Source organism: Agathobacter rectalis ATCC 33656, assembly GCF_000020605.1.
Classification (GTDB): domain Bacteria; phylum Bacillota; class Clostridia; order Lachnospirales; family Lachnospiraceae; genus Roseburia; species Roseburia rectalis.
Genome location: NC_012781.1, coordinates 609,219 through 635,039 on the forward strand (window position 1 = coordinate 609,219; position 25,821 = coordinate 635,039).

Sequence of the window (25,821 nt, forward strand, 5' to 3'; positions counted from 1 at the left end):
AAAAAGCAGGATTCTGAAATTAATCAGAAATCCTGCTTTTTAATTACGTTATATTATTTCGATGATTTTTTACTCTTTGCTTTTTTAGAATCCTCATCAAGATGATATTTGTCCTGATACATGGTGAACTGACCTACAAATGCAGGCTCCTGTCCGGCCTTAAGCTCATTGAGATAATCATGTGTCTCGAATGATGAGTTGTGTGTCTGAATCAGGCATACAGCAATGTTTGAGCAGTGATCCGAAGCTCTCTCACAGTTTGTGATGTAATCTGTGAGGAATACGCCGAGTCTGCTGTCACATTTGCCCTTCTGAAGACGCTCGATATGATAATTTCTAATCTCCTTGGTGAGATCGTCAATAACCTGCTCAAGCGGCTCAACCTTGACTGCCTCTGTCAAATCGTTTTTGCTAAATGCCTCTACAGTGAGAGTGAGAATCTCGCGCAGAGCATTGTTGAGCACCGTGAGCTCTTTTCTTGCGTTCTTTGAAAATTCAAGCTTGTTGTCATCAATCTGCTTGGCAAGCTTTGCCATATTTATCGCATGATCTCCGATTCTCTCGAAGTCATTGATTGCATGAAGCATCTTTGAAATCTCGTTGTTGCCGCCCTCAGAAACATCCTTTCCGGATAAGTGAATGAGGAAGGTGTCAAGCTGATCCTCTAAGTAATCAAGGCGCTCCTCCATGACTTCAATATCATCAAACTTTGAATCTGAGTAATTGTCAAAGAGATCTAAAGCATTCTTGAAGCTGTCTCTTGCAAGCTCAGCCATCTCGTTTGTCTTCTCAAGACATTCTTTGACAGCAAGTCCAGGTGAGAGTAAAAGTCTCTCGTCGAGTACAACCTGTCCGTCTGCGTTGTCAGTTGTGACAAGCTTCTTAGCAATCTTTACAAGAGTATTGCTAAATGGCAGAAGGATAATAGTGGTAGCAATATTGAAGATTGAGTGGAATACCGCAATCATTACAGGAGAGATGCTGTCATTAAATAATGCCAGATCAACAGCATAACGTGCGATACAGTATACTACAAGTCCTATTGCTGTACCGAACAGATTGAAGCTGATGTGGATGATGGATACTCTCTTGGCGTTTTTGTTTACGCCGATTGACGAAAGCAGTGCAGTCACGCATGTACCGATGTTCTGACCCATGATGATCGGGATAGCCATGCTATATGAGATAGCGCCTGTCATGGCTAAAGCCTGCAGCACACCAACTGATGCGGCAGATGACTGGATGACTCCGGTAAATACAGCACCTACAAGCACTCCGAGGAATGGATTGTTAAAGGTGGTGAGCAGTCCGGTAAATTCAGGCATATCTGCGAGTGGTGATACAGCGCCGCTCATGAGCTGCATACCATACATAAGTACGGCAAAACCTGCCATGATGATTCCAACGTCCTTGCGCTTTTCCTTCTTGCTTCCCATAATCATAATCACACCGATAAGCGCGATGACAGGGGAGAAGTTCTCAGGCTTTAACATCGAGATGAACAGATTGTCACTTTCGATACCTGAAAGACTAAGAATCCATGCGGTGAGAGTGGTTCCGATGTTGGAACCCATGATGACACCAACAGTCTGGGCAAGCTCCATGATGCCGGAGTTTACGAGTCCGACAAGCATAACAGTAAGTGCGGATGAGGATTGGATTGCAATAGTGACTATTGCTCCAAAAAATAAGCTCTTGATAGGGTTTGAGGTTACCTCCTTAAGTATCTTTTGGAGATTGCCTCCTGCGAGCTTCTCAAGACTGCCTGACATAACATGCATTCCGAAAAGGAAAAAGGCAAGTCCACCGCATAACTGCAATATAGAGTAAATGTTCATGTTTACCTCCGTTTGTAAAAATAATTTGTTTTACTATTTGCTCCAGTTATACATATTTAGTTTACACAAAACACATATAACATAACATAATTTTTACATTCTATCAATATAATCTGAAATTTTAATAAAAAAAGTGATATTCACTTTTGAACACTTTTGAAAACGTTTTAAAATTTATGTATATTTATGTTTTCTTGTGTTTACTTTTGAAGGAAAACGTTGTACAATTACAGTATAATAATTTAAGGTAATTATTCAGAAATTTACATTACAAGGTGGAGGTATATTATGTCAGACGTAAAAAGTGTTATTGAAAGCGGCAGGGCTGTGCTCGGAATAGAGTTCGGTTCTACCAGAATAAAGGCGGTGCTTATCGGGGAGGATCATGCTCCTATAGCCACAGGTGCCCATGATTGGGAAAACATGCTTGTGGACGGCATCTGGACATACAGCCTGGATATGATTTGGGAGGGCATTTCAGACTGCTACAGCAAAATGGCGCAGGATGCAAAGGAAAAGTATGGTGTTACCATAAAAAAGCTTGCGGCAATCGGTATTTCCGGCATGATGCACGGCTATCTGCCTTTTGACGAGGAGGATAATCTGCTTGTGCCATTTCGGACATGGAGAAATACCATCACAGGTGAGGCTGCAGCAGAGCTTACGGAGGTGCTTGGCTTTAATATTCCGCAGAGGTGGAGCATAGCGCATCTGTATCAGGCTATATTAAATAAAGAAGAGCATGTATCAAAGATATCATATTTCACAACATTGGCAGGCTATATTCACTGGCAGCTCACAGGTGAAAAGGTCATGGGTGTAGGTGAGGCATCAGGCATGTTTCCTATCGATTCGAAGACCAGGGATTATGATGCGGCAATGCTTGATAAATTTGCAGCATTAGATAAGGTAAAAGAATATCCGTGGGATATAAGAGACATTCTGCCAAAGGTGCTTACGGCTGGAGAAAAGGCAGGTACGCTGACAGAGGAAGGAGCTAAAAGGCTTGATGTAAGCGGCAATCTGGAGAGCGGTATATTGCTTGCACCGCCTGAGGGAGACGCAGGCACGGGAATGGTCGCAACCAATTCTGTTGCAGTGCGTACCGGAAATGTATCAGCGGGCACATCTGTATTTGCTATGGTGGTGCTTGAAAAGGCACTTAAGGCAGTTCATGAGGAGCTTGATATGGTCACCACACCATCGGGAGATGCGGTAGCTATGGTGCACTGCAACAACTGTACGTCAGACTTAAATGCATGGGTGGGATTATTCAAGGAATTTTCAGAGCTGTTTGGCATGGATATAGATATGAATGACATATATGGAAAGCTCTACAACAATGCACTTACAGCCGATAAGGACTGTGGCGGCCTTGTGGCCTTTAACCTTTTCTCGGGAGAGCCTGTCATCGGACTCAATGAGGGCAGACCTATGTTTGCCAGAAAGCCGGATGCAAGGATGAATCTTGCAAACTTTATGCGCACACATCTCTATGCAAGTCTTGCAACACTAAAAATCGGCTGTGATATTCTATTTAAAGAGGAAAAAGTAAAGGTAGACACACTTTACGGTCATGGTGGTCTGTTCAAGACAAAGGGTGTGGGCCAGAGCATACTTGCAGCAGCCATGGATGCACCGGTTGCGGTAATGGAGACTGCCGGAGAGGGCGGCCCGTGGGGCATGGCAGTGCTCGCAGCTTATATGGTGAATAAAGCAGATGGAGAGCCTTTGGAAAAATATCTTTCAGACAGGGTATTTAATGGCGAAAAGGGCATAGTAATGCAGCCGGACCCTGATGATGTAAAGGGCTTTGATGAGTACATAAATACATATAAGGCGGCAATTGAGGCAGAGCGTGCCATGGTAAAGGCGCTCCCGCTGTAATAGCAGTAAAAAATAATAAGAGAGGAACAAAAAATGCTTGAAGAATTAAAGAAACAGGTTTACGAAGCAAACATGGAGCTCCCAAGAAGAGGGCTTATCACATATACATGGGGCAATGTCAGTGGAATTGACAGGGAAACAGGCTATTTTGTCATCAAGCCAAGTGGAGTGGATTATGATGTGCTCACCCCTGATGATATGGTAGTCATGGATCTTGAAGGAAATAAGATAGAGGGAAAATACAAGCCTTCGTCAGACACAGCAACACACTTAGAGCTCTACAAAAAGTATCCGGATATTGGAGGAATTGTACATACGCACTCACCTGAGGCGGTTGCCTGGGCACAGGCCGGCAGGGATATTCCGCTCTACGGCACCACTCACGCAGACTATTTCCTGGGCTCAATTCCATGTGCGAGAAATCTCACCACAGAGGAAATCAACGAAGCCTATGAGAAAAACACAGGCCTTGTCATCATAGAGACATTTGAGAACAGAAAAATCAATCCTGTATACACACCGGCTGTGCTCTGTCAGAATCACGGACCGTTTGCCTGGGGAAAGGATGCGGCTGAGGCTGTGCACAACGCCGTTGTCCTTGAGGAAGTGGCAAAGATGGCCAGACTCACAGAGTCAGTAAATCCTGACGTGAAGCCAGCCCCGGACAACATAAAGGAGAAGCATTTCTACCGTAAGCATGGTGCTAACGCATACTATGGCCAGAACTGATTTGTAACTGTTATATGTGGCCTAAGTGCCGGTTTCCGGGGTGCACATGCTCTCGTGTTCGCTACGCTGCATCACTAAGATACTGTACGAATTATGCTTTTTATGTTTTCTATGCTTGACAAAACCGGCTTTTATGCGCCATCCGTGGCGCATAACGCCTTGCCCCGCCGTCCATGGCGGGGCATTTTTGCGTGTGAAGCATAATTCTACAGTATCTAAGTGACTCCGCTATGCGCTCTCACAAGAGCATGTGCACCCCGTAAACCGGCACTTATGCCCATTAAGAAGTAAATAAATCCACAACCTAAGGGCCATAAGCCCCGCGAAGCGGTGGCGCACACGGACTCCCGTGAGAGCGCATAGCGGAGCTGTTTAGTGGCTGTAGAATTATGCATAGAAACACAGAAATGCCCGGCCATGGAGGGCAGGGCAAGGAGAAATCGAGCCATGGAGGGCGAGTTTCGACGGTTTCGTCGAGCATAGAAAACGTAAAAAGCATAATTCGTACAGCCACTTAACAGCAAAGCGTAGCTCGAATGGGAGTCCGTGTGCGTCACTGCTTTGTGGGGCTTACGGCCCGTAGTATTAATATTATTTTGTGTTTACATAGCACAAAAAATGTGCTAAATTTTTATGTAAAGTACAGTCTCAAATGACTGTAAATAAGACATAAGGTGGTTGATAGAATGGTACTGGCAGTTGAGATAATAGTCTGCTGCTTAATATTTGGCATATACAGAGTAATACGGATAAAGCGGGATCCGGCATATAAGATAAGCAATATGCCCGAGAAGCTGCAGAAAAAGGTCATGCATATGCGCGGCTACAGAAATCGGAATATCCGTATCATGACAGACTGGGAGAAGTTTGTAAAGAAGCTTCCGACACTTATATTCTGGACGATAGCGCTTGTCATACTGACATCAATAGCAGGGGCAAAAAGTTTTTCAACGGGCTTTGTGTTTGCGCTTTTGATATGGATGGCAGTCCTATTGTTTCTTGAACTGGTAGTATACTGTGGCTGGTATGCACATACACCGAAGGTGTGGATAAAGGGCACCGAGGATATGGCGAAAAAGACATATACCAATTATGCACATTATATCGGGCTGATACCACAGAGAGCTCTGATGGGAATAGTGGTTGCTATTATAGTGGGTCTTGTGATAGATATGATTCCAAGGCTTGACAACAACAATTATTCGCCGAAATATACAGAGATAGAGGATACCTTAAAGGCAGCCTGTGACAATTACAGGATTCCGGGCATGGCTGTTGAGGTGGTAGATGCAGAGGGCGTGCTTTTCTCAGGTACATATGGGGATTGCAAGAGCCTTGACACACCGTTTATCACCGGTTCACTCAGCAAGTCATTTACTGCGGCATGCATCATGAAGCTGTATGAGGAAGGACATCTGAATATTGACAGCCCGGTAAATCCTTATCTGGATGCAGCTGAGGTATTCAAAAATCCAAAGGATGCGACAAGGATTACAATAAGACAGCTGCTCAATCACACCAGCGGACTTGGCGTGTACCAGCATGTGGGAAATGCAAAGATTGTTGGCAAAAATGGAGAATATACCTATGCGAATGTCAATTATGACATACTTGGGCTTATAGTGGAAAAAGTATCAGGTGTTAGCTACAGCGATTATCTGACAGAGACATTTTTTACACCACTTGGCATGACTCACAGCAGTGCATCCTATGCAAAAGCGAAGAAGGATGGTCTGATTACAGGTCACAACAATTATTTCGGTTTTTCGGTGGAAAGCGATGTGAAGTATCCGCTCAGCGATTCGTGGTCCACTGTACCGGCGGGCTATATTGCATCCAGCGCAAATGATATGGGAAAATATCTGCAGATGTATCTGCGTGGCGGCTATGGAATACTCTCTGACAAGAGCCTTAGCACAATGTTTCGGGTAACAGTTCCTATGGATGAGTCAGGTGAGACAGGCTATGGTATGGGCTGGGTACGTTCGGATAAATATGTCGAGACAGTGTACAATCACACAGGTCTCACTGAGAACTATATTGCAGACATGTATCTGCTTCCGGAGAGCGGTGTAGGTGTTGTATTTCTTGCAAATACCAATGACTATATGGTCACAAACAATCTGATGAACAAGGTAACCTCAAAGGTTGTGATGACGCTTATGGGATATGCAACAGACGAGCTTGACCCAAAGGATTATGTCGATGCGCACCTGTTCTATGACCTTGTTTTTGCAGCATTTATATTGGTTGCGCTGATGGAGATTATCAAGTCGCACAAATGGAGAACAGACAATAGCGGAAACCTGATAGCAAATATTTTCCTGCATCTGTTTTTGCCGGTGGGCATAGTTATTGCGCCTATTGTCGGAGGCATACCATACTGGGTAATAAAGGATTATGTTCCTGATTTGTTTATTGTTTCATGCCTGAGTGTAGTACTTCTTGCAATAGGTGGAATCCTGAAGCTTAAAAACAGGAGAAATTCATAAGATAAAAGCAGAAGAAATAGAAATGCGGCTACTGTAATATGTAGCCGCATAATTTTTTGACCATAGCATCGTGGGAGGAGTCACAGCACACTCCGACAGTACATGAAGAGTATAAGCCGGAGGCTTTGACAAATTTATTGTCATCTGCTGAAAGCCTGATACCACAAGGATATTCCTTACCATCTATTGTCACATATGCAAGCCTGTCCTTATATTTTTCAAGGACGGCTTTATCCAGATATTTGCTTATATCTTCAAAGCAGACATTTTTGGCGTAATAATCAAATGTCTTATCATCCATAAAGCATATATCGTATTCGCTAGAAGCAAAGTATGCTGTGAGGACTGCCATGTTCTGATAGTCTAGGCCGCTTTTGTCTACATCGACACAGATATTTTTGTTTAAGGCAATTTCATCCTTTGACAAATCATAGCCGTTATCTGTGAGAAAGTCATTGAAAATATCGGCGCCGCTGTCCTCTGTGGTGCTGTTTTCTGCATTTACGCATAATACGCTCAAAATAGTATTTTTCTGCGCAAGCCGACCATGAATAAAGGCTGTGACTGCTATGATTCCGATAATGACAAGAAATATCGGTATTTTGTAATAGTCCCATATATATTGTATTTTCTGACTGAATGTCAGCTCCTTAAAAGGTGTCTTTTGTTCCATGATTTTATCTCCCTCTGATATGATGTGCTGCAATTTAAAAATATTATAAGGTAATTTATAGAAATTTACCAATAAACATTCTATTAACTGCCTTTTTCTTTTTAGATTATTATGCTATAATGAGCCAAAACACAGATAATACAAAAGGAGAATAATATGAAAGCGAGCCACAGAAAAGATGTTATAATCGCCAGACTGATTTTTGCAGCAATATGTCTTTTTCTTATTGCCCTGATTGCTACAATAGTGATTACCATTACCTCAAAGGGCGGCAAAAAAAAGGAACAGGACAAGGTACAACAGAATGCAGTTAGCGAAAGTGAAACTGACAGTGCCGGCGATAGTGGTACAGAGATAGGCGCCATATATCTGCCACAGCAGACTACAGAGGGGACCGAAAAAACTTATGTCACCACTACAAGCAGTGTAAACATGAGAGAGAAGCCTGATAAAAACGCAAATATAATTACTGTTATAGGACAGGATGTGAAGCTTGAGTTTGTATCAGAGGACAATGGCTGGACACAGGTTATCTTCCAGGGACAGACAGGCTATGTCAGCTCTGACTACGTCAAGTCAGATATGGCTGACAGCACTACAGACAGCGGCACATCAGGTGCGGCAGATAGCGGGGCTGCCAGTCAGGGTACAGCAGATGGCAGTACAACAGGAGCTGCAGATAGTGCTGCACAGTCACAGTAATAGATACATGGTGAGGTAATGTATATGACAGGAATTATATGGGCATGTGCTGCAACCTTTATTGCAGCATGTGTGCCTATTTTGGCCAAGGTTGGAACTAAAAAGACAGACCCGGCGCTGGCGGGAAGCATTGCCGGGATTGTTTTATGTGCGTCTATATTTTTTTACAGGAAAGATAATATAATGGGAAGCAGCCTGACTGCACTCGGCCAAAGGAGCGTTATATTTATACTTCTGGCAGGGCTTGCAACAGGGCTTTTTGGCATCTGTTTTTTTAAATCCATACATGAGGGCTACACATTTCAGGTTACAGCTATAGTTAAATGCAGCTATATAATCACGCTTGCAGCGGGATTTTTTCTGTTTCATAACACCCCTGACACTTTTGATTATATAGCGATTGCACTCATGATTGTTGGAACGGTTATTTTAAATCTGGATGGAACAGGTATTTTGTTTGCGCTTCTTGCTGCAGTTTGTGCATCGGCAGCACATATTCTGGTGTCACTTGGCGAGATACAGCTGGATAAGGGCTTTATTGCGTTCTGGTGTGTGTTTATAGGAACGCTGGTGCTTATTATATTTACTATTGCAACAGGAGGCATGAAGAAAATCAGATCCATGTCATTTGTTGATGGTATATGCCTGATTCTTGCAGGCATTGCATACCCGTTAGCATATGATTTTTATGGCAGGGCAGTTTCAATGTCCGGCAGCTATGCAGGGTATATTTTTAATTTGACGATTATTGTGATGATGATATGCTCCAGCGTGATACTGAAGGAGAAGGTATCGGGAAAGAAATTCCTGGGCGCATGCATTTTTATTGCAGCATTGTTTGTTATAGCATGCAACTAATAGCTGAATATAGCATATAATGATTAAAAAGAGGTTTTTTGATGTTACCTTTTTATAAAACATTTCCGTTTATGGATTACTATAAAAATGAGGATGCATTTGCAAAGGACCTGGGGATGATAAAGGATATGTATCCGCATGATACGGCGATGATACAGTCTGCAGTAGAGCAGCGAATGGATGAGCTGGAGTATGAGGGCAGCTTTATCTATGATGAGGTGCCTGACAGACAGCGTCTTTTCGATGAGGCAGACAGGATTGCCGGCAGATTTATCTCAGAGCAAAGCAGCAGGTGCTTTATCTGTACAATAGCGGGCATACTTTTTAACTGTGAACTCTGCAGACGCAGATGCAGATACAGAAGGTACCAAAGATTCTGGTAGATATAAGGATATGATTTTATGAGTAAGAAAGTGATAAAGCCGATAGTACTTATAGTAGTATTTATTGCAGCATTAATTACATTTTGCATAACTACAAACAAGGGAAATAAGGATATGACCACGAAGCAGGCGGATGCAACGCTGCCGGTTATGTCATTTAATCTGGATAAAATAAAGATAAACACCCTCCATGGATATACTACTGAGATGGATCCGACAAAGATGCGCGATTGCGTTATTCCGATTTCGGATGACAGGAAGCTCTCATTATCCATTTCAACATATGGCATGGCTGTTGACAGAATATCATATAAGATCAGAAGCATGGATGGCAAGAGGCTGGTGGCCGATGACGAGATATCTTCTTTTTCTAATAAGGATAATACTATTCAGGCGGACGTAAACATGCCGAATGTTATGGATGAAAATACTGAGTATCTTTTGGTGTTTACCATCACAAGCGGTCAGGATAATGTATATTATTACAGCAGGATTATGCAGACCGATGGAAAGGCAGCTGCAAAGGTTGTTGAGTTTGCAAAGAAGTTTCATGATGAGACGTTTATAAAGGATGACAAATCATTCTTTACAACATATATGGAGACAACAACCGGTGACAGAAATACGCTTGCACATGTGGATCTGACATCTACGGTGAGTCAGATTACCTGGGGCTCAATGGCCGCTGCACAGTATACGAATCCTGTCATAGCCCTAAAGGAAATAAACGATTCTTATGATGTGGTTACAATAGACTATGTGATGAGCTGTGTGGACGGTAAGGGTGAGACTGAGTATTACAATGTGAGAGAATATTTCAGGCTGCGCCAGACGGAAAGCCGTATGTACGTGCTCAACTATGAGAGAACGGCAAATCAGATTTTTAACAGTGAAAACAGCTTTATATCGGATTCAGGCAGCGTAATGCTTGGCATCAGAAGCAGTGAGGCAGAGTACAGGGCCAATGAAGCAGGCAGTGTGATATGCTTTGTCCAGGAGGGAGATTTATACTCCTATGATATCAACAATGGAATGATAATCAAGGTATTCAGCTTCAGGGACGCTGAGGGCATTGATGAGCGTGAGAACTGGAATCATCACGATATAAAAATTGTCAGTGTAGACGAAGCGGGCAGTATTGATTTTGTGGTATACGGATATATGAACAGAGGCACCCACGAGGGAGAGGTGGGAACCGGTGTGTACCATTATGACGGTCTGGCACATACTATAGATGAGGAAGCGTTTATTCCTTCTAAGACATCATATGAGGTGCTAAAGGCTGAGATGGGCAAGATGCTTTATCTCAATGAGAAGAATGAATTCTATCTCATGATGGATGACAGTCTCTATAGGATTAATTTAGGCTCGATGTCAGTAAAGAAGGTGGTTGAGGGCTTGTCTACAGGCTCTTACTGCGCATCGGAGAGTAACAGATACTTTGCATGGGTGGATTCTGCAAATCAGTACTCATCAAATACCATAAAAGTGATGGATTTAAAGAGTGGTAAGACCTTTGAGGTCAAAAAGGGCGACGACCAGTATCTGCGTCCGCTTGGCTTCATAGGTGAGGATTTCATATATGGACAGGCGAATGCTGCTGATGTGGTCTCTGATGCAGCCGGAAACACGACATTTCCGATGAATGGCCTTATTATTCTTGATACATCTGACCAGTCGGAGCTTAAGACATATACCCCTTCGGGCGGCTATGTCGAGAAAATTTCTGTGGATGGATATACGGTAACGATAGATCTGATTGCACAAAACAATGGTGTGTATGCAGAAATCGGTCAGGATACCATTATGAACCGGGAGGCTGATTCGAAGCAGAAGATAGCTCTTGATACGAGCCAGTCCGATACAAAGCTGACGGTCAGCGCTATTAGTATAGCAGGTGGTAAAAAGCCGGATAAGCTGAAGCAGCTGACAGCACAGATGACTATAAATTCGCATGATACTGCTGTTGATTTAAAGTTTGATGACAATACAGTCCATTTCTATGTTTATGCAAAGGGGGATGTGATTTTTGCATCTGATAACATCTCGGATGCCATAAAACAGGCAAATGACAGCATGGGAGTGGTAATTGACTCAAACCAGCAGTATGTATGGATGAGGGCAAGAAAAAATGCAGTAAATGCATTTGCGAATATTGCATGTAATGAAATCGATAAGGATGCTGACAGTGTCGTGAAGTCAGTAAGTGCAATGCTTACCTACAATGATGTTACGGTAAGTGTGTCTGAGCTGATTGGAGCAGGCAGCAGTGCTGTTGATGTGCTCAAAAACAACCTGCCGGACAAGGAAATCCTGGATTTACAGGGAGTGTCTTCTGAGGATATTATCTTTTATATCAGCCAGGGCAATCCGGTATTTGCGATGACGGGAAATACGTCGGCAGTGCTTGTGACAGGATACTCTTCAAATGGAGCTTTATATATTTATAATCCGGATAATGGCGCAACAACATCGATGAGCTATGAGGATGCTGACAGAATGTTTTATAATGGTGGCTTGCATTTTATCACGTACATGACAAAATAAACAGAATAATGTTGTAATAATGCCGATTTTGTGACATTAAATGTAAGCTCCTTAGGTAAAGTTTAACAGAAATTTTCATAAGGATTGAAAAGCGGTTACAATTGGGATATATTAAATAAGTATGAAACAGGTTTAATACTTTTTGTTTAAGGAGAACGTATGAGTAAGAAGAGTATTGTCGTTACAAAAGTATGTGAAGGTCATGATAATCCAATCGCAGAGCTTGTTCAAGTGGCATGCAAGTTCGATAGTGAGATTACATTGGAGAGTGACAATCGCAAAATCAATGCAAAAAGCATCATGGGTATTATGGCATTTAATCCTTCAGATGGAATGTCTGTTGATATTGTTACAAAGGGTGATGATGAGCAGGAAGCTTTAGTTGCAATTGAAAATTTTTTAGTATGTGAATAATGAGCATGAGGAGGAAAATAGTATGCGTAAAAAGAATAACTCAAAGACAGTTAAGCAGGCAGTAAAGCCGGTTGAAGTTAAAAAAGAGGAAACAGTGGCACAGCCGGTTTCAGAGCCTAAGGCTGATGCAAAAGCCGATGTAAAGGCTGAGGTAGAAAAAGCCGTAGAGAAGACAACCGAGAAGGTTGAGAAGGCTGTTGAAAAGACAACTGAGAAGGTTGCTGAGAAGGCCGCTGAGGTTAAGGCTGATGTAAAGGACACTGTTAAGAAGACAACAGCAAAGGCAGCAAAAGCTGCAAAGACAGCTAAAGAGGCAAAACCTGCAAAGAAGGAGCCGGTAAAGCCGGAGATTATTGTTCAGTACCAGAACAGCGAGGTTGATACAGCAGCTGTCGAGGAGCGTGTTAAGGCTCAGTTCGTTGCTGAGGGACACAAGGCAGGCTTCATCAGAAAGCTTAACATCTACATCAAGCCGGAAGAGTATTCTGCATACTATGTTATAAATGATAAGTTTTCAGGTCGTGTAGATTTATTCTAGTCAGACATTATTAGGGAATACATATTTTATCTAGCGCATAATAAAAGCCGATACATTTCGTGGAGACACGGTGTATCGGCTTTTGTTTTGTGTATAAGTATGTGTAAAAGCAGCTGTATGACAGTTTAAATGCATTATGAAATACTTAGTGGACAAACAAAAAAGGGTAACAAAAAAGCGGGTGATGGGAATCGAACCCACGTATCCAGCTTGGAAGGCTGGTGTTCTACCATTGAACTACACCCGCATAGGAATATTTAATTTGTTGTATAATGCCCAGTTCCGGAATCGAACCAGAGACACACGGATTTTCAGTCCGTTGCTCTACCAACTGAGCTAACTGGGCTTGTCTCACAACAAAAGTTATTCTACACGATTTGTCTGTTGATGTCAATATTAAAATCGAGAAAATTTGGATAGTTACAATAAACAAGAAATGTAGTATTAAAAACTATATAAAATAGAAAATGATATAATTTTACCTTGACATAAATACCATAAAGGGTTACTATGTGTATATGTTTGATTATCAAATAATTTGAATATCAAACAGAAAAGTGGAATTTATACATGTTCGGAGGTACATATTATGTTGAGAGAACTGAGAATCGGAGATATGGTTGCAAAGCTTCCTATCATTCAGGGAGGCATGGGAGTTGGAGTGAGTCTTAGCAGACTGGCCGGAGCTGTTGCTAAGGAGGGTGGTGTAGGAGTGATTTCCACCGCGCAGATTGGCTTTGAGGAGCCGGAGTTTGAAAAGGACCAGGCAAAGGCTAATTTGATTGCTATCAAGAAGCATATTAAGAAAGCAAAGGAGCTTGCCTGTGGACATGGAATGGTAGGTGTCAATATCATGGTGGCTTTAAAGCATTACAAGGAGCATGTTCTGGCTGCGGTTGAAGCAGGTGCTGATGTTATTATAAGCGGGGCAGGACTTCCAATGGAACTGCCTGAGCTGGTCGATGAAAAGTCACATACAAGGATTGCTCCGATTGTTTCTTCAAAGAGAGCAGCAAATCTGATTCTTAAAATGTGGGCACACAGATACAACCGCACAGCGGACTTTATTGTTATCGAGGGACCAAAGGCCGGAGGACATCTGGGATTTTCCAATGAGCAGCTTGCAGATATGGAGCATATGGATTATGACAGCGAGATTAAGGAGATTATCAGCTGTGCAAAGACATATGAGGAGAAGTTTAAAAAGCACATTCCGGTAATTGTAGCAGGCGGAGTGTTTACACATGAGGATGTCATGCACTGCATGGAGCTTGGAGCCGACGGAGTGCAGGTGGCGAGCCGTTTTGTGGCGACAGAGGAGTGTGACGCATCTGATGCCTATAAGCATGCTTATCTGAACGCGAATGAGTCTGATGTGCAGATTATACAAAGCCCGGTCGGAATGCCGGGGCGAGCTGTCAGAAATGAGTTTATCAGGGGATTGGAAAAGGAAAAGCAGCCTATCACAAAGTGCTACAATTGTCTTGAGAAATGTAACCCTGCAACAGTGCCATACTGTATTACGAAGGCACTGATTGCAGCGGTTAAAGGAGATATGCAAAACGGTCTGGTATTCTGCGGTGCCAATGTGGGCCGCATAAACCGAATGACTACGGTCCACGAGCTTATGAGTGAGCTTGTGGGAGCATAGGCAGTACATCCTCACAGTAGCAGCGAAGCACTTCACCTACACTCCATGCCTGCGCATAGCAGCCACGGCCGGTGTGAGGGGCATCGCCGTCAAATATCTCGCATATTGAGCCGATACAGTTGTTGAGCAGATGCTCCCTTACAGGGTCAAGCAGCTTGTCAGCGCATAAAGCGGTCGCCTTCATGCGGCCGTTTACCTTTACATAGGCACTGATAAAACCACCGAGCAGAAAGCCCCAGGCTGTTCCCTGATGATAGGCGTGGTCGCGCTTTGAGAGAGAGCCGATGTAAATCGGATGGTAATCCTTGTGGTCAGGATCGAGCGAACGCAGTCCGCAGCCTACGTACAGCTTATCCATTACCGTATCCACAATTGCTTTTTCACGCTCCTTGTCGAGCATGGTAAATGGCAGGCTTACGGCATAAATCTGGTTTGGACGGATTGTGTCGTCATCATCGTCAACCACATCATACAGGCAGCCTGTGTTTTCATTCCAGAAGCGCTTGTTGAAGGAAGTCTTTACGAGAGAAGCAAGCTGTCTGTAGCTGTCATCGTTATCGCCAAACTTAGCCTGAAGCATATCCATGGTGCACAGTGCGTTGTACCAAAGTGCATTTATCTCGACAGGTTTGCCGTGACGAGGCGTAGCAACCCAGTCACCGACACGCACATCCATCCATGTTACCTGGTCGAGTCCGCTTCCGGCATGAATGAGCCCGTCCGTGTCCATATATATGGAAAAATCAGTGCCTTTTTTATAAGTAGATATGATATTCTTTAAGCATGGATAAATATCCTTCTTTATAAATTCATAGGCATCGGGAGTGGCCACATATTCAAGATATTTGTAGACAGCATAAAAATACCACAGTGATGCGTCTACAGTATTGTAGAGAGGTTCAAGTCCGCTGTCCGGGAACATATTCGGGATGAGCCCGTCCTTACAGTACTTGGCAAAGGTCAGTAGTATATCGTGGGCTTTTTCAAAACGGCCGGTGCAAAGTGTCAGGCCGGTGTATGAAATCATAGTGTCACGGCCCCAGTCTGTAAACCAAGGAAGTCCGGCGAGCACAGTGTCATAGCCTGTTGACTGTCTGTGTGCGATGAACTGGTTTGCAGCCACAGTAAGCTTCACGGCAAAGTCATCAGTGAAGCCGCTTCTTTTAATCAGCTCATCGGTGTAGTCAAGCTGCGCACGTAGTATTTCAAAAGCACTTTCGTTATCAGAAACAAGGTGTTTGGCGAAGGCTGTGCCTGAGTTGTCATTACAGGCTTCAAGCGGTACGATATCGCACATTACAGAAAAATGCATTGAAGCAGAGGCAGGAATATCCACGCTCACGTCATATGGGCAAAATGCACAGTCGAGGCCGGGCACTTCATTGTCCACCTCGGTCTGAGCCTCAAGGTCACAGATATACTTGTAGTCTCTTTCAATAAGCTCTCCGCCTGAAAAAGCAATGCGGATACAGTGGTCATCCTGAGCTTTTGGAATGAGGGTAAAGCCATGCTCCTGCTTTTTGACCTCGAATTTTAATGAATCGACGGTGGAACTTTCAGAGTGCTCACGGAAGTTCATAAGAGGCGTGATCAAAAGCTTAGCCGCTTCGCCTTTGTTTTGAACCTCATATGCCACGGCAGCGAGATTTTTTCCCTGTGCCAGTGCGATGTGTTTTTTTATGGTGATATCACCGGCCTCATATGTAAAGCATATGGTTCCATCGTATGTGAACTCTCTTATATATTGGATGCCGTCTGTGTGGCATCCGCCCTTGAACTGGTCACTTGAGAGGTCGTAGGTGTGGCTGTCTGTGACTATTTTTTCGTTTGTCTTTGAGAAGCAGACGTATCTTTGCACAGGAGCATGAAGGCTTGCAATCAGATAGCCCTGATGCGTACGGTTTATCGCACCGGTGACTGAACCACCGGCATATCCGCCAAGGCCGTTGGTTAAAGCCCACTCCCTTCTTATGTTGTTTTTGAAATCATTTTGCAGTTTTAAGTTAAATTGCATCTTAACCCTCCGAAATTTCACTAAATTTTTATAATATTTTAACCTATAAACATGAAAAAATCTATACGAAACGGTAAAAATCTGTTATCATTATAAAGATATATATTTTCAATATGCAAAGGAGAATTATAATGGAAGTATTTACATTGATTGCGCGTAAAAAAAATGTGGCGCTGGTATTTGTTTCGTACCTGCTTGTAGCTCTTGCTGCGATAAGTCTTCTGACTATCTGCATCGGATTTGCACCGGGTATTTTATTTGCAGTAGTATTTGGACTTATTGCATATCTTATGATAATGGCACAGAACACCGAGTTTGAATATTCATATTTTGACGGAGAGCTGCGCTTTGCCAAAATTAAAAACAAGAGCCGCAGAAAGCGCCTTGGAATATACAGCATGGAGTCTGTAGCAGCAATTGCACCGGCAGGTGACAGAAGCGTATACAATTACGAGAATGGAAATGAGTTCAAGAAAATAGACTATACCTCAGGTCAGAAGGATGTACCTTATTATGATATCGTCATCAAATCGCCTGATGAGAACGTACTTATAAAGGCGGAGCTTGATGACAAGTTCCTCACAGAGGTTGAGAAAAAATACAGATCAAAGGTTAAAAGAAGAGAGGAGTAATTACTCCTCTCCTTCCAAATGGTACATTTTGGATTTTGTTTTGCCGGCATCGTATCCGGTTGAGTATCCTTTGTTGCCGTTTAACAGTCTCAGACATTTGGGACAAAGAGTGCCGAAGGTAACAGGTGCACCGCACCGCTGGCAGTGAAGACCGGCTATAGTGGAGGCTGATTCAGACTGCTTGTACTCGATGCGTCCGTCCTTTATCCAGCTCTTTACCTGTCTAAGCGGTATCTTAAAATGTTCTGCAACCTCGTATTCATTTACGTCGTGGGTACGGATAAATTCCTTTACCTCGCGGAATAATGCCAGATCAAGGCATCGTGGGCAGAGATTCTCTTTATAGTCATGTGGCAGAGGCCTTTTACAGTTTTCACATACTTTTGTGTTGTTGTTAAAAAGACTTTTAGGATTATCCATAGGTGCCTCCTTAAGCTTGTTTTATTCATTATATCATAACAGATTTTATAAAGAAAGTAGGGACTTTTATAATGTCAATTGCAGTTTTCGATTCAGGAGTCGGCGGAATAAGCGTCTTAAAGAGCCTGGTTGAAGTGATGCCTAACGAAGATTTTATATATTACGGTGATTCAGCAAATGCGCCTTATGGTACCAAAACACTTGAGCGGGTGCGAGCTTTGACCTGTGAGCATGCAAAGGAGCTGATTTTAAATCAGCATGCAAAGGGGCTTGTTGTCGCGTGCAATACAGCCACCAGCGCGGCAGTGCGTATATTAAGAGAGCAATATCCCGATGTTCCTATCGTAGGGATAGAGCCTGCAGTCAAGCCTGCGATGCTTTTTATGGAAAATCCGAGAGTGCTTGTGATGGCTACACCTATGACTATCAGGGAGGAAAAACTTAAAAAGCTTATGGACAGATACAGACATTTGGGTGAGATTATTCCATTGCCTTGTCCTGGGCTTATGAATTTCGTTGAGAGAGGTGACTTGTACGGTGATGATGTGAGACAGTATCTCGAGGAACTTTTGTATTCATATTCGCATGGTGAGATAGATGCGGTTGTGCTGGGATGCACACATTATCCGTTTGTCAGAAAAATGATACAGGAGGTGCTTGGAGATAGGGTGCGTGTGTTCGATGGAGGAAACGGTACAGCGCGTGAGATGAAAAGACGTCTCGCAGAAAAAGGTCTGCTGACAGACAGCACCGCTGCAGGTATTGTGGATTTTCAAAACAGCCTGACCGGACAGAGCCATGAGGATAAAATACAGCTCTGTAAGGCACTTTTTAACAAAAAAATTTAGTTGTTATTTACAGAATATTACAAATCTAAAAAAAGTATAAAATAATCACGACTTTTTTAATAAAATATTTCTAAAATGTACATTGTTAGGACATAATTACCGCATATACTTGTTAATGTAAGAGGAACAAAACCTTTTACATTATTCCCTTTTTATTAATAAACATTTTCATAACTAAACTCCTCGAGAAAGGATCGCGTTGTTACCGCGTGTAACATCGCGGTCCTTTCTCACGTTTTGCATGCAGGCTGCGGAGACGCAGCCTTGCTGTTTTAGCTATGCACAACGCTTCCACATATATCGTTCAGCACACACATGTCACAGTGCGGTGTGGTTCGTGCAGTGCATACGGCGCGTCCATGATCAACCAGCCTGTGGCAGAAGTCATTGCTCTCCTCGGGTGGGATGATTTTCCAAAGCTCCATCTCCACTTTTTTCGGGTCCTTTATTCCATCTACAAGTCCTATACGGTTGCAAAGGCGTATGCAGTGTGTGTCGGTGACGATGGCAGGCTTGCCGTACACATCACCCATAATCAGGTTGGCACTCTTTCTGCCGACTCCCGGCAGCTTCAGTAGATCGGTCATATTGTCAGGCACAAGACCGCCAAAATCATCGCGAAGCATTCTCATGCAGGCACTTATATCACGTGCCTTACTCTTTCCCAGGCCGCATGGACGTACAATTTCTTCTATGTCGGAAACATCAGCATCGGCGAGAGCCTCGATGGAAGGATATTTTTTGAACAAATCCACCACGACTACATTTACGCGGGCATCAGTGCACTGGGCTGCGAGCCTGACTGATACGAGCAGCTTCCAGGCATCGTCGTACTCAAGAGTGCAATCGGTGCGGGGATATGCGGTTTTTAGTCTTTTTATTACTTCAATGGCTAATTTTTCTTTTGTCATATGAGCCTCCTTATTCTTTATTTCATAACTATTCAGAACCACCCACGCATATTCGCAAAACCGCACGATACTCGTGCTTTGTCTACACTCCGTTTCGGTCCGCGCTGAACAAACGTCCACCGGACGTTTAGCGCCGCTGCTGTGCAGCTAATTTTGCTCATATGTGTGGGGTGGCTCTATTCGAGCCACCTAGAGAACAATAAAACCTGCTGCTTACATGCAAGCATGACGCATCAGCTTTTCTTGTTCTCAGTGGTTCTGAATAGTTACTTTATTTTATAGTATACAAAAATGCGTGGAGATTGTAAAATGGATTTACGTGGAGCGGATTACGTGATAGGAGCAGTATGAAACTGGAAAATATGAATAACGCATATGCAAATAAAAAATGTACAAATAACATATATATAAACAACAGATATGCAATAGAAGTGACTAGGAAAAGAATAAAAAACATGTATCTTCGTGTGAAGGACACGGATGGCACACTATCAGTGAGTGCTCCTTATGGCATGAGTGATGCGGAAATCAGGAAATTCGTGGAAAGCAAATCAGACTGGATTGAGCGGATCATGCAGGAAATGCTTGTCGCAAGACAGCTTAAGGAACAGGAACCGGTTTTGGCGCCATTCATGGAGAGAGAGCTGCGCAGGGAGCTTAAAATGCAGCTGCAGAGGCTTATCGACAAATGGGAGCCTGTTATGGGAGTTAAGTCAGCCGGCTTTACGATAAAGAAGATGAAGACAAGGTGGGGATCATGCAACGTTAAGTCACATCATCTGAATTTCAACCTTCTGCTGGCTAAGGTGCCGTCGGAGTGCGCAGAGTATGTGGTGGTTCACGAGCTTACACATCTGCTTGAGCCAAGCCATAATGCCAGGTTCTGGTCGCTGATGGAATATTATCTGCCGGAAAGCAAAAAGCTGCGTAAACAACTAGCTGGCTTTTCTGCGCAGGATATGATATGATATTGTTAAAGACTCACTTAGAGAAAGGAAGCTTCAAATGGAATTTTGGGATATATACGATAAGGATAAAAAACCGACAGGCCGTACAATGAAAAAAAACGACTGGATACTTAAGGATGGAGAGTATCATCTTTCAGTGCTTGGCGTGATTCACAGACCTGATGGCAGGTTCCTTATCACACAGCGTGTCATGACAAAGGCATGGGCACCGGGCTGGTGGGAGGTTTCAGGAGGAGCCGCACAGGCAGGTGAGAGCTCATTTACCGCAGTCTGCAGAGAGGTGAAAGAAGAGGTGGGCCTTGATGTATCACAGTGTCCGGGAGGGCTTGCCTATACCTATCACAGGGAGAATCCGGGCGAGGGTGACAACTATTTCGTGGATGTTTACCGCTTTGAGCTTGATTTCAAGGAGTCTGACGTACAGATTCAGACAGAGGAGGCACTTGGGTTTAAAATTGCCACACTCGATGAAATAAAAGAGCTTGCTGCGCAGGGAGTGTTCCTGCACTATGACAGCATAAAGCAGGTATTTGAAAGTTAATTGCTATGATTATGATAATAAGATAACATAGAATTATAAGATTACATAGAATTATAAGGAGCAGATTATGGCATTACCAAAGGATCCGGTTATGCTGCTTAGCTTTGTAAACACACAGCTTCGGGACAATTATTCAGGATTGAAGGAGCTTGCGGCAGCATATGATATTGATGAGAAAGAGCTTTGCGACAAGCTTGCACAGATTGATTACAAATATGACGAGACTGTCAATCAGTTTAAGTAGATTTTCAGCATACATATTAAAAGTGATGGAAGGATAAGATAATGGAGACATGCTGCGATTTTTGTGCATACAATGAATATGATGAGGATGATGAGGAGTATTATTGCTCGGTAAATATGGACGAGGATGATATGGCGAGATTTGTCCAGAGCAGCTATAAGCGCTGTCCGTTTTACCGCTCAGGCGATGAATACAGGGTTGTCCGTCACCAGATGTGAAGCATTATAACAAAATATAATAAATATAATTAAAAAATAAATTGCATTAATCAATTTAAGGCTGTATAATAAGTTGGTTATTTTAAAAATTAAGAATTTACAAATATACAAAGCATATTGATAAGGAGGAAAATTATGCCTGTAAAATACGTGTTCGTCACCGGTGGAGTTGTTTCCGGTCTTGGAAAAGGAATTACCGCAGCGTCTCTTGGACGTCTTTTAAAAGCTCGTGGATACAAGGTGACAATGCAGAAGTTCGATCCATACATTAATATTGATCCGGGTACCATGAACCCTATTCAGCACGGAGAGGTGTTTGTAACAGACGATGGAGCTGAGACAGATCTTGACCTGGGACACTATGAGCGTTTTATTGATGAGAGCCTGACAAAGAACTCAAACGTCACCACAGGAAAGGTATACTGGTCAGTATTACAGAAGGAACGTCGTGGTGACTACGGCGGAGGAACAGTACAGGTTATCCCTCATATCACCAATGAGATAAAGAGCAGATTCTACAGGGATTTCACATCTGAGGATACCACAATCGCAATCATCGAGGTGGGCGGTACAGTCGGCGATATCGAGAGTCAGCCGTTCCTCGAGGCAATCAGACAGTTCCAGCATGAGGTGGGACATGACAATGCCATCCTGTGCCATGTGACACTGATTCCATACATCAAGGCGTCAGGAGAGCTCAAGACAAAGCCTACACAGGCAAGTGTAAAGGAGCTTCAGGGCATGGGAATCCAGCCGGATATCATTGTATGCCGTTCAGAGCATGAGCTTGATCAGAAGCTTAAGGACAAGATTGCGCTGTTTTGTAATGTACCGAATTCACACGTATTACAGAACCTTGATGTGGAGTATCTCTATGAGGCACCACTTGCCATGGAGCAGGAGAATCTTGCAAAGGTTGCATGCGAGTGCTTGAATCTCGACTGTCCTGAGCCGGATCTTGCAGACTGGAAGCAGATGGTTGAGGATCTCCGTCATCCTGATAAAGAGGTCAAGATCGCACTTGTCGGAAAATATACAGCACTTCACGATGCATACATTTCAGTTGTTGAGGCACTGAAGCATGGCGGTATTCCTGAGCATACCACAGTTGATATAAAGTGGGTTGACTCAGAGGAGCTTAATGATGACAATGCAGCAGAGGTATTCAAGGGCATTCAGGGAATTATCGTTCCGGGAGGCTTTGGAGATCGTGGTGTTGAGGGCATGATTGCAGCAGCTAAGTATGCCAGGGAAAACGATATCCCATATCTGGGACTCTGCCTTGGAATGCAGGTGGCAATCATCGAGTATGCGCGCCACGTATGTATGTTCCATGATGCACACAGTATAGAGCTTGATCCAAACACTACTCATCCGGTTATCGCACTTATGCCTGACCAGAACGGAATAGAGGATATCGGAGGTACACTTAGACTTGGCTCTTATCCATGTGTACTCGACAAGACATCAAAGGCATATCAGGTATATGGCACAGAGAATATAAGCGAGCGTCATCGTCACCGTTATGAGGTCAACAATGACTACAGAACAGCTCTCACAGAGCATGGCATGAAGCTTTGCGGTACATCACCGGATGGCAGAATCGTGGAGATGATTGAGATTCCGGAGCATCCGTGGTTTATTGCCACACAGGCACATCCTGAGCTTAAGTCACGTCCGAACCGTCCACATCCGCTTTTCCATGGCTTCATAGAGGCGGCAAACAAGGTGAACAGATAATTTTTCGTTATATTTAATACAATATTTAGAAAGTGCGGTTGATTTTGACCGCACTTTTTCTTATAATAAAGTGAAGCTTCACACTTTATATATTGTGAGGAGACGGTTTCATATACAATATATTCCTTGAAAAATAAGAAGTCTGTAATGATATTTTTCGGGGGATAGGGTTTCATGGGAATGACTATAAAAATTACAGGTCAAAATTGCCTTGAAGCTTGTAATAAATAAGAAAAGAACGGAGAAAATATGGATAATCAGGGACCTAATAACTATAATTACAACAATGGCCCGGGCAATAATGGGTCCGGTGGAAACGGGAATAACGGTGGTAACAGACCTGGTGGAAACGGTGGCAGAAACAACCGTGGCGGACAGGGTATCATGGCATTTATCCTGCTGACACTCGTGGCATTGTTTGTGTATGCACTTATATCAAACAGCATATCGCATGCCAGCACACAGGAAAAGTCATACAGTGATTTCATAAAACAGCTCGACAATGGTAATGTCAAGAGCGTGGAGTTTGATTCCTACGAGATAGACTACAAGCTTGTGGATGACGGGCACAAGGATTATGACATCACATATTACACAGGCCGTGTGGCTGATGATGAGCTTGTACCGACACTCAAAAAAGCAAAGACCTCAGAGGGCAAGTCTATTGAAATAAAGGCAGCGATACCTGATAATACATCTACATGGATTTTTAATATATTAAGCTTTATAGTTCCACTTATACTGCTGTGGGTGCTTTTGGCATTTGTTTCAAAGAAGATGGGCGGCAGCATGGGAATGGGAGTCGGCAAATCGACTGCCAAGGTATATGTGGAGAAATCCACAGGCGTCAACTTCAAGGATGTTGCGGGACAGGATGAAGCCAAGGAATCTCTCCAGGAGGTTGTTGATTTCCTTCATAATCCTAAGAGATATACAGATATCGGAGCAAAGCTTCCTAAGGGAGCGCTTCTTGTGGGACCTCCGGGAACAGGTAAGACACTCCTTGCCAAGGCAGTAGCAGGAGAGGCAGGAGTACCGTTTTTCTCACTTGCAGGTTCAGACTTTGTGGAGATGTTTGTCGGAGTCGGAGCTTCGAGAGTGCGTGATTTGTTCAAGGAAGCACAAAAGATGGCACCATGTATTATCTTTATCGATGAGATAGATGCAATAGGAAAGAGCCGTGACAGCAGATATGGCGGTGGCAATGACGAGCGTGAGCAGACACTAAACCAGCTCCTTGCAGAGATGGATGGCTTTGATACATCAAAGGGATTACTTATATTAGCAGCAACTAACCGCCCTGAGGTGCTCGATAAGGCGCTTCTTCGTCCGGGACGTTTTGACAGAAGAATCATTGTTGACAAGCCTGACTTAAAGGGGCGTCTGGAAACCTTAAAGGTACACTCAAAGGATGTCAAGATGGATGAGTCGGTAGACCTCGATGCACTTGCACTTGCCACAGCAGGACTTGTTGGCTCAGATCTTGCCAACATGATTAATGAGGCTGCCATCAATGCAGTCAAAAACGGCAGACAGCTTGTAAACCAGTCAGATCTCTTTGAGGCCTTCGAGCTTGTAGCAGTCGGTGGCAAGGAAAAGAAGGATCGTGTCATGAGCGATAAAGAGAGAAAAATCGTCTCATACCATGAGGTTGGACATGCACTTGTATCAGCCCTGCAGAAAAATACAGAGCCTGTACAGAAAATCACAATCGTACCACGTACCATGGGCGCACTCGGATATACACTCCAGACACCTGAAGAGGAGAAATACCTTGAGACAAAGGATGAACTTCTCGCCAAAATCACAACATATATGGCAGGTCGTGCAGCAGAGGTGCTGGTATTTAACTCAGTCACAAGCGGAGCCGCAAATGATATAGAAAATGCCACAAAGATAGCCCGTGCCATGGTAACTATGTACGGAATGTCAGATAAATTCGGCATGATGTGCCTTGCAACAGTACAAAACCAGTACTTAGAGGGCGGAGCAGGATTAATCTGCGGAGAGAATACAGCATCGCAGATAGATGATGAGGTACTCTCAATCATCAACAGCAGCTACGCAGAGGCCATGAAGCTCCTCGATGAAAACAGAGAAATCCTCGACAGTATATCAGATTATCTCTACGAGAAGGAAACAATCACAGGTAAGGAATTCATGAAGATGTTCCGCGATATGAAGGGACTCCCTGACCCGGACGAGGAAAAAGATGGTGAAGAGAGCAAAGAGCAGGAAGCCGCACAGAATGATGCACAGAAAGATACGACATCAGCAGCAGATCCGCTCCTTCGTAATGCCACAGACCAGCCTGCAGATACAAATGAATCTTCCGGATATACAGCGCCGGATGATAATACATTGAATAACTAGTACCTTATAGGTCAATTTTCGAACACAATGAGCAACCAAGCAATTTTCGCGTAGCGAAAGAGCGAAAAAAGAATTTCGCATAAAAAAAGCGCAGTAGAAAAGAGTTTCGCACACATAAACTGAAAAAAGCCGGAGGGTACACAGTGTGTTCAGAAGGAAAATATGAACTGCCGCGGGCTTCCGGGCAAGAAAAGGGACGA

23 protein-coding genes and 2 tRNA genes are annotated in these 25,821 nt (G+C 43.5%); 18 read left to right on the forward strand and 7 right to left on the reverse strand.

Features of this window, described 5'->3' with window-relative positions:
- Window positions 1-53: 53 nt before the first annotated feature.
- Entirely contained in the window at window positions 54-1,838 is a 1,785-nt protein-coding gene (locus tag EUBREC_RS02980; RefSeq protein ID WP_012741572.1) for a Na/Pi cotransporter family protein, read from the reverse strand.
- A 288-nt stretch (window positions 1,839-2,126) separates the two neighbouring features.
- On the opposite strand from EUBREC_RS02980, the gene EUBREC_RS02985 reads away from it, so the two are divergent.
- From EUBREC_RS02985 to EUBREC_RS02995, 3 genes are all read left to right on the forward strand, one after another.
- A complete protein-coding gene (locus EUBREC_RS02985) occupies window positions 2,127-3,725 on the forward strand; it encodes a xylulokinase (protein WP_012741573.1) in 1,599 nt (532 codons plus the stop codon).
- A 33-nt stretch (window positions 3,726-3,758) separates the two neighbouring features.
- A complete protein-coding gene (locus EUBREC_RS02990; RefSeq protein WP_012741574.1) occupies window positions 3,759-4,454 on the forward strand; it encodes an L-ribulose-5-phosphate 4-epimerase in 696 nt (231 codons plus the stop codon).
- A gap of 686 nt (window positions 4,455-5,140) precedes the next feature.
- Window positions 5,141-6,946 (forward strand): serine hydrolase domain-containing protein, encoded by a 1,806-nt coding sequence (locus tag EUBREC_RS02995; protein WP_012741575.1) that lies wholly within the window; start codon window positions 5,141-5,143, stop codon window positions 6,944-6,946.
- Window positions 6,947-6,974: 28 nt separating this feature from the next.
- On the opposite strand, the gene EUBREC_RS03000 is transcribed toward EUBREC_RS02995, so the two are convergent.
- A complete protein-coding gene (locus EUBREC_RS03000) occupies window positions 6,975-7,619 on the reverse strand; it encodes a type 2 periplasmic-binding domain-containing protein (RefSeq protein WP_041253869.1) in 645 nt (214 codons plus the stop codon).
- 156 nt (window positions 7,620-7,775) lie between these two features.
- Between EUBREC_RS03000 and EUBREC_RS03005 the strand changes: the two genes are divergently transcribed.
- The 6 genes from EUBREC_RS03005 (at window position 7,776) to EUBREC_RS03030 (ending at window position 13,061) form a co-directional block, all read left to right on the forward strand.
- Window positions 7,776-8,321, forward strand: a complete 546-nt coding sequence (locus EUBREC_RS03005; RefSeq protein ID WP_012741577.1) for an SH3 domain-containing protein — start codon at window positions 7,776-7,778, stop codon at window positions 8,319-8,321.
- A gap of 24 nt (window positions 8,322-8,345) precedes the next feature.
- A complete protein-coding gene (locus EUBREC_RS03010) occupies window positions 8,346-9,179 on the forward strand; it encodes a DMT family transporter (protein WP_015515688.1) in 834 nt (277 codons plus the stop codon).
- A gap of 41 nt (window positions 9,180-9,220) precedes the next feature.
- Entirely contained in the window at window positions 9,221-9,562 is a 342-nt protein-coding gene (locus EUBREC_RS03015; protein WP_012741579.1) for a hypothetical protein, read from the forward strand.
- A gap of 18 nt (window positions 9,563-9,580) precedes the next feature.
- Window positions 9,581-12,109, forward strand: coding sequence for a cysteine peptidase family C39 domain-containing protein (locus EUBREC_RS03020; RefSeq protein ID WP_012741580.1), 2,529 nt, complete (start codon window positions 9,581-9,583; stop codon window positions 12,107-12,109).
- A 159-nt stretch (window positions 12,110-12,268) separates the two neighbouring features.
- Window positions 12,269-12,523, forward strand: coding sequence for an HPr family phosphocarrier protein (locus EUBREC_RS03025; RefSeq protein WP_012741581.1), 255 nt, complete (start codon window positions 12,269-12,271; stop codon window positions 12,521-12,523).
- A gap of 22 nt (window positions 12,524-12,545) precedes the next feature.
- A complete protein-coding gene (locus tag EUBREC_RS03030) occupies window positions 12,546-13,061 on the forward strand; it encodes a DUF6465 family protein (protein ID WP_015569051.1) in 516 nt (171 codons plus the stop codon).
- A gap of 176 nt (window positions 13,062-13,237) precedes the next feature.
- Here EUBREC_RS03030 and EUBREC_RS03035 read toward each other — a convergent pair.
- A tRNA-Gly gene (locus tag EUBREC_RS03035) sits at window positions 13,238-13,308 on the reverse strand.
- A gap of 26 nt (window positions 13,309-13,334) precedes the next feature.
- A tRNA-Phe gene (locus EUBREC_RS03040) sits at window positions 13,335-13,407 on the reverse strand.
- A 243-nt stretch (window positions 13,408-13,650) separates the two neighbouring features.
- On the opposite strand from EUBREC_RS03040, the gene EUBREC_RS03045 reads away from it, so the two are divergent.
- The gene (locus EUBREC_RS03045; protein ID WP_012741583.1) at window positions 13,651-14,712 is read left to right on the forward strand and encodes an NAD(P)H-dependent flavin oxidoreductase; all 1,062 of its coding nucleotides are present in this window, start codon (window positions 13,651-13,653) and stop codon (window positions 14,710-14,712) included.
- Here EUBREC_RS03045 and EUBREC_RS03050 read toward each other — a convergent pair.
- On the reverse strand, window positions 14,687-16,726 hold the full coding sequence (locus tag EUBREC_RS03050; protein ID WP_012741584.1) for an amylo-alpha-1,6-glucosidase: 2,040 nt from the start codon (window positions 16,724-16,726) through the stop codon (window positions 14,687-14,689). The genes EUBREC_RS03045 and EUBREC_RS03050 overlap by 26 nt on opposite strands.
- 131 nt (window positions 16,727-16,857) lie before the next feature.
- Between EUBREC_RS03050 and EUBREC_RS03055 the strand changes: the two genes are divergently transcribed.
- Window positions 16,858-17,358 carry a DUF6106 family protein gene (locus EUBREC_RS03055; protein WP_015515693.1) on the forward strand — a complete coding sequence of 167 codons (501 nt, stop codon included), beginning with the start codon at window positions 16,858-16,860 and terminating at the stop codon, window positions 17,356-17,358.
- Here EUBREC_RS03055 and EUBREC_RS03060 read toward each other — a convergent pair whose 3' ends face one another.
- Complete coding sequence (locus EUBREC_RS03060) at window positions 17,359-17,778, reverse strand: FeoC-like transcriptional regulator (protein ID WP_012741586.1); 420 nt, start codon at window positions 17,776-17,778, stop codon at window positions 17,359-17,361. It lies immediately after the preceding gene.
- Between the two features lie 71 nt (window positions 17,779-17,849).
- Between EUBREC_RS03060 and murI the strand changes: the two genes are divergently transcribed.
- The gene (gene murI, locus EUBREC_RS03065) at window positions 17,850-18,626 is read left to right on the forward strand and encodes a glutamate racemase (RefSeq protein WP_012741587.1); all 777 of its coding nucleotides are present in this window, start codon (window positions 17,850-17,852) and stop codon (window positions 18,624-18,626) included.
- A gap of 272 nt (window positions 18,627-18,898) precedes the next feature.
- Here murI and EUBREC_RS03070 read toward each other — a convergent pair whose 3' ends face one another.
- Window positions 18,899-19,537 carry an endonuclease III domain-containing protein gene (locus EUBREC_RS03070; RefSeq protein ID WP_022293934.1) on the reverse strand — a complete coding sequence of 213 codons (639 nt, stop codon included), beginning with the start codon at window positions 19,535-19,537 and terminating at the stop codon, window positions 18,899-18,901.
- Between the two features lie 347 nt (window positions 19,538-19,884).
- Between EUBREC_RS03070 and EUBREC_RS03075 the strand changes: the two genes are divergently transcribed.
- The 6 genes from EUBREC_RS03075 to ftsH all read left to right on the forward strand — a co-directional run bounded on the left by EUBREC_RS03075 (window position 19,885) and on the right by ftsH (window position 25,621).
- Entirely contained in the window at window positions 19,885-20,505 is a 621-nt protein-coding gene (locus EUBREC_RS03075) for a M48 family metallopeptidase (protein ID WP_012741589.1), read from the forward strand.
- Window positions 20,506-20,542: 37 nt separating this feature from the next.
- A complete protein-coding gene (locus EUBREC_RS03080) occupies window positions 20,543-21,046 on the forward strand; it encodes an NUDIX hydrolase (RefSeq protein WP_012741590.1) in 504 nt (167 codons plus the stop codon).
- 67 nt (window positions 21,047-21,113) lie between these two features.
- Window positions 21,114-21,290: a DUF4250 domain-containing protein gene (locus EUBREC_RS03085; RefSeq protein ID WP_012741591.1), complete on the forward strand. Its 177-nt coding sequence runs from the start codon at window positions 21,114-21,116 to the stop codon at window positions 21,288-21,290.
- Window positions 21,291-21,331: 41 nt separating this feature from the next.
- A complete protein-coding gene (locus tag EUBREC_RS17665; protein WP_012741592.1) occupies window positions 21,332-21,508 on the forward strand; it encodes a DUF6472 family protein in 177 nt (58 codons plus the stop codon).
- Window positions 21,509-21,643: 135 nt separating this feature from the next.
- Window positions 21,644-23,248 (forward strand): CTP synthase, encoded by a 1,605-nt coding sequence (locus EUBREC_RS03090; RefSeq protein WP_012741593.1) that lies wholly within the window; start codon window positions 21,644-21,646, stop codon window positions 23,246-23,248.
- A 249-nt stretch (window positions 23,249-23,497) separates the two neighbouring features.
- Window positions 23,498-25,621, forward strand: coding sequence for an ATP-dependent zinc metalloprotease FtsH (ftsH, locus tag EUBREC_RS03095; RefSeq protein WP_012741594.1), 2,124 nt, complete (start codon window positions 23,498-23,500; stop codon window positions 25,619-25,621).
- Window positions 25,622-25,821 lie beyond the last annotated feature (200 nt).

Excerpts from the sequence above, each read along its gene's own strand:
- EUBREC_RS02980 (WP_012741572.1), bottom strand. The coding sequence starts at position 1,838 with ATGAACATTTACTCTATATTGCAGTTATGCGGTGGACTTGCCTTTTTC.
- EUBREC_RS03000 (WP_041253869.1), bottom strand. The coding sequence starts at position 7,619 with ATGGAACAAAAGACACCTTTTAAGGAGCTGACATTCAGTCAGAAAATA.
- EUBREC_RS03055 (WP_015515693.1), top strand. The coding sequence starts at position 16,858 with ATGGAAGTATTTACATTGATTGCGCGTAAAAAAAATGTGGCGCTGGTA.
- EUBREC_RS03080 (WP_012741590.1), top strand. The coding sequence starts at position 20,543 with ATGGAATTTTGGGATATATACGATAAGGATAAAAAACCGACAGGCCGT.
- EUBREC_RS02990 (WP_012741574.1), top strand. The coding sequence starts at position 3,759 with ATGCTTGAAGAATTAAAGAAACAGGTTTACGAAGCAAACATGGAGCTC.
- EUBREC_RS03005 (WP_012741577.1), top strand. The coding sequence starts at position 7,776 with ATGAAAGCGAGCCACAGAAAAGATGTTATAATCGCCAGACTGATTTTT.
- EUBREC_RS03030 (WP_015569051.1), top strand. The coding sequence starts at position 12,546 with ATGCGTAAAAAGAATAACTCAAAGACAGTTAAGCAGGCAGTAAAGCCG.
- ftsH (WP_012741594.1), top strand. The coding sequence starts at position 23,498 with ATGGATAATCAGGGACCTAATAACTATAATTACAACAATGGCCCGGGC.
- EUBREC_RS02985 (WP_012741573.1), top strand. The coding sequence starts at position 2,127 with ATGTCAGACGTAAAAAGTGTTATTGAAAGCGGCAGGGCTGTGCTCGGA.
- EUBREC_RS03090 (WP_012741593.1), top strand. The coding sequence starts at position 21,644 with ATGCCTGTAAAATACGTGTTCGTCACCGGTGGAGTTGTTTCCGGTCTT.
- EUBREC_RS03085 (WP_012741591.1), top strand. The coding sequence starts at position 21,114 with ATGGCATTACCAAAGGATCCGGTTATGCTGCTTAGCTTTGTAAACACA.
- EUBREC_RS17665 (WP_012741592.1), top strand. The coding sequence starts at position 21,332 with ATGGAGACATGCTGCGATTTTTGTGCATACAATGAATATGATGAGGAT.
- EUBREC_RS02995 (WP_012741575.1), top strand. The coding sequence starts at position 5,141 with ATGGTACTGGCAGTTGAGATAATAGTCTGCTGCTTAATATTTGGCATA.
- murI (WP_012741587.1), top strand. The coding sequence starts at position 17,850 with ATGTCAATTGCAGTTTTCGATTCAGGAGTCGGCGGAATAAGCGTCTTA.
- EUBREC_RS03020 (WP_012741580.1), top strand. The coding sequence starts at position 9,581 with ATGAGTAAGAAAGTGATAAAGCCGATAGTACTTATAGTAGTATTTATT.
- EUBREC_RS03075 (WP_012741589.1), top strand. The coding sequence starts at position 19,885 with ATGAAACTGGAAAATATGAATAACGCATATGCAAATAAAAAATGTACA.
- EUBREC_RS03050 (WP_012741584.1), bottom strand. The coding sequence starts at position 16,726 with ATGCAATTTAACTTAAAACTGCAAAATGATTTCAAAAACAACATAAGA.
- EUBREC_RS03025 (WP_012741581.1), top strand. The coding sequence starts at position 12,269 with ATGAGTAAGAAGAGTATTGTCGTTACAAAAGTATGTGAAGGTCATGAT.
- EUBREC_RS03045 (WP_012741583.1), top strand. The coding sequence starts at position 13,651 with ATGTTGAGAGAACTGAGAATCGGAGATATGGTTGCAAAGCTTCCTATC.
- EUBREC_RS03015 (WP_012741579.1), top strand. The coding sequence starts at position 9,221 with ATGTTACCTTTTTATAAAACATTTCCGTTTATGGATTACTATAAAAAT.
- EUBREC_RS03070 (WP_022293934.1), bottom strand. The coding sequence starts at position 19,537 with ATGACAAAAGAAAAATTAGCCATTGAAGTAATAAAAAGACTAAAAACC.
- EUBREC_RS03060 (WP_012741586.1), bottom strand. The coding sequence starts at position 17,778 with ATGGATAATCCTAAAAGTCTTTTTAACAACAACACAAAAGTATGTGAA.
- EUBREC_RS03010 (WP_015515688.1), top strand. The coding sequence starts at position 8,346 with ATGACAGGAATTATATGGGCATGTGCTGCAACCTTTATTGCAGCATGT.